Raw genomic sequence first — 2,642 nt, forward strand, 5'->3', positions numbered from 1 at the left:
TTCCTATTCTCATCGCTATAAAGGCGCGTGAGCAGGTCAAACATTAGCTTAGGCGGGGAGTAATCGTATTCTGTACTGGGGACATCGGCGCGGGCCCCGTGGTCAAGCGCCATCTCGATAAGGTCGAGATCCAGTTTGTGAACATGCCAATCGACTTGGATAAGCTTATTTAAAGTCTTGGATTTTGGCGGAACATCAACGCCATGCGAGAAGAAGAACCGGAGCGCAGCGCCGCTGGGCTCGGTGCCATCCTGGTATTCAATCGCCGCGTCGTCCTCCAACGCCTTTTGTGCTGCGGCAATATCGGCGCCATGGTCCAGAAGCGATTGAAGGGTGGCAGTGGCCGACGGGCCGTCTAGGATTTCAGCAGCAACGCTCCACCAATCCTCCATGGGACCGCTGCGACCAGGCGTGGCGAAGAGGAGCGCGACAACCTCAGCAGTATACTTGCCCTTCTCGACAATCTGAGCGCCATAGGCGAGGGTGATGTCAGCTGGGACATGCTCGAGGGCCTTCCGCAGAAGCGTAAGGTGCCGCGCTCTCACCGATCCGCTCGCGATTGCAGCCCAGTTGGCGGACGCTCCGCGTGCGAGCAGGGCGTCAAAAAAAGCGGTCACTGCGCCTTCATTTCCATTTGTTGACCTGGCCGCGAGGATCAGAGCGGTGTCTCCATTCGCCAGCGGCAGGTCGATGCTCAACCCGCGCTTATCAAATTCAGCCAGAGCATCGTCGAATTTTCCAGAGTCGATCATGACCCCTATTGCGCTGTCGAAGCGGGAGATGGCCTCATCGATGCGTCTCGTCAGTTCGTCGTCGCGTTCAGCCGCAAAGTCTCTTGCGGTCTTCCCGTCGTTGTTGGCGGCCGCGAAGTTCACCTTCATGTCGAACAGCTCGGCTGCAATCTCACGGCTGACGCCACGCGCAGCCCAAATCAGGGGGGTGTTGCAGGCCGCGTCACGGGCGTTTACATCCGCCCCGGCATCTACCGCGGCCATGAATTTTCCGAAGTCCTTGGTTTTCGCTGCCGACAGGATTTCCAAATCCAAAGCTGCCACCGAGGGAATGCACGCCGGCGGCTGCGCGGCTCGACCTGGTAGCCTGAAACAACTGACGACGATCAGACAAGCGGCTCCTAGGAGCAGCACGAGTCTTCGAGCAAGTCGTTTGCGGCTACCTATACCCATGACGCGCAGCTGACGTGATCTCAATGTGGCTCACCTCGTTCGGGTGGCAATGTCGAGATCGTTCGAGCGAAGCCACACCCCTACGTTGATCAGCGCAGCGACCTTCGGATCAGTACAGGGATCATGACTTCCCGGGACGACGTGTTGGGCGTGAACGCCCACGAGTTGGAGTCGATCATTGTCAAACCGAAAAAGCGGCGCCCCGCTGCTGCCCACTTCGGACTGGCATGGATAGGCGAGACAATTTGGCCTGGGCATGGCTGCAATGACGCAGGTGTTGGATGCGTCATATCCCATGAACTTGACCCAGCCCCCGTCCGAAACCAGCTGATCATCAGTTACTGCGGATCCGGCGCTCAGTCTCTCCGTATATTGGTATGAGAATAGAACGATCCTGTCCCATAGTCTCGGGGCCGCAAGTTCAGGGAAGGATGGTTCGGGACCGTCTGGCTTGATTTTGAGAAAGACGTAGTCCGAGCTCAGGTCGTCGGCTTCGAACGCCCATGGACGGTCTGTTCCGTGCGGATCTTCCTTGTAATTGACTTGGATGGCACGCATCGGTTCGGCGAAGGCGAAAAACTGCAAATGTCGAATATCCCTCAGCGTCTCGCTTCCCAGTGAGACTTCCTCGTCTGCCGTCGTTCTGCGAAAGACGCAGTGACGTGCAGTGACGAGCCAGTCTTTGGATATCCGGGTTGCCGTGCAGAATATTTGGCCCCCGCGCCCTTGCTCCGGTTGTTGGAAAAGGATGCCACTGACCTGCGCGATCTGAGCCAATTCCTTGTCGGGCAACATGGGTGGCAATTGCGGATCGAGGGCCGTTGAACCATCCCAATGAGTGTTGGGATCCGCAACGCAGTTCTGGACATAGGCGGCGAGAGCGGCGTGACACCTATTCTCAGTGTCGGCGACGCATCCTTCATAGTGGGCCCCGCGCAGCGGCAGCAATCTTTCGACCGCCTTCCCACAGCTCTTAGCGAAGGCGGACTGTGAATTCTGACGCAGCGCCTGGATGGATGGCGGAATCTGCGCCCATCCGGAGGCAGCAGCGCTGCTTAGCGTAAAACCGCCCAGCACCGCCCCCGTCGCGCCTTCGGGGTCGACGATCAACTTATTGAAGTCGACCGCAGTGAGTTTTCTCCAATCAGCACCGCCCACCGGATAATCGGACGGGACGGGGATGTCGCTTCCGGGTGTTTCGAACAGCTGGAGTTTTTTAGGTTGCAGGTTGTATCCAGGAGCCAGCTTGTTCTTGTCGAACAAGGCTTGCAGAAAGTTTGCGTTAAGGCCATCCGGCGGCACTGCGACTTGGATTCCGTTGAGATTCAGCGGCAGTGGCTCGCTGGAAGGACTTTCGCCCGAGTTCGTTGGCAAAGCAGGCGTCGGTGAGTTCGTGAGACCAGGGACAATGATTGTCGTGCCGATCGTGTTGTTCCCCCCGCCAAAGCCGGTCGAAGC

At 58.1% G+C, this 2,642-nt stretch carries 2 protein-coding genes; both read right to left on the minus strand.

Going from position 1 to position 2,642, the window contains the following annotated elements; genetic code table 11:
- Positions 1 to 1,055, minus strand: a 1,055-nt coding sequence (locus EOA29_RS32365) for a hypothetical protein (protein WP_210213195.1), incomplete at its 3' end; no start/stop codon positions are given.
- A gap of 159 nt (positions 1,056 to 1,214) precedes the next feature.
- A partial coding sequence (locus EOA29_RS32370) for a trypsin-like peptidase domain-containing protein (RefSeq protein WP_189479058.1) occupies positions 1,215 to 2,642 on the minus strand: 1,428 nt, incomplete at its 5' end.

Origin of the sequence: Mesorhizobium sp. M1E.F.Ca.ET.063.01.1.1 (assembly GCF_003998155.1) — a bacterium.
GTDB lineage: Bacteria > Pseudomonadota > Alphaproteobacteria > Rhizobiales > Rhizobiaceae > Mesorhizobium.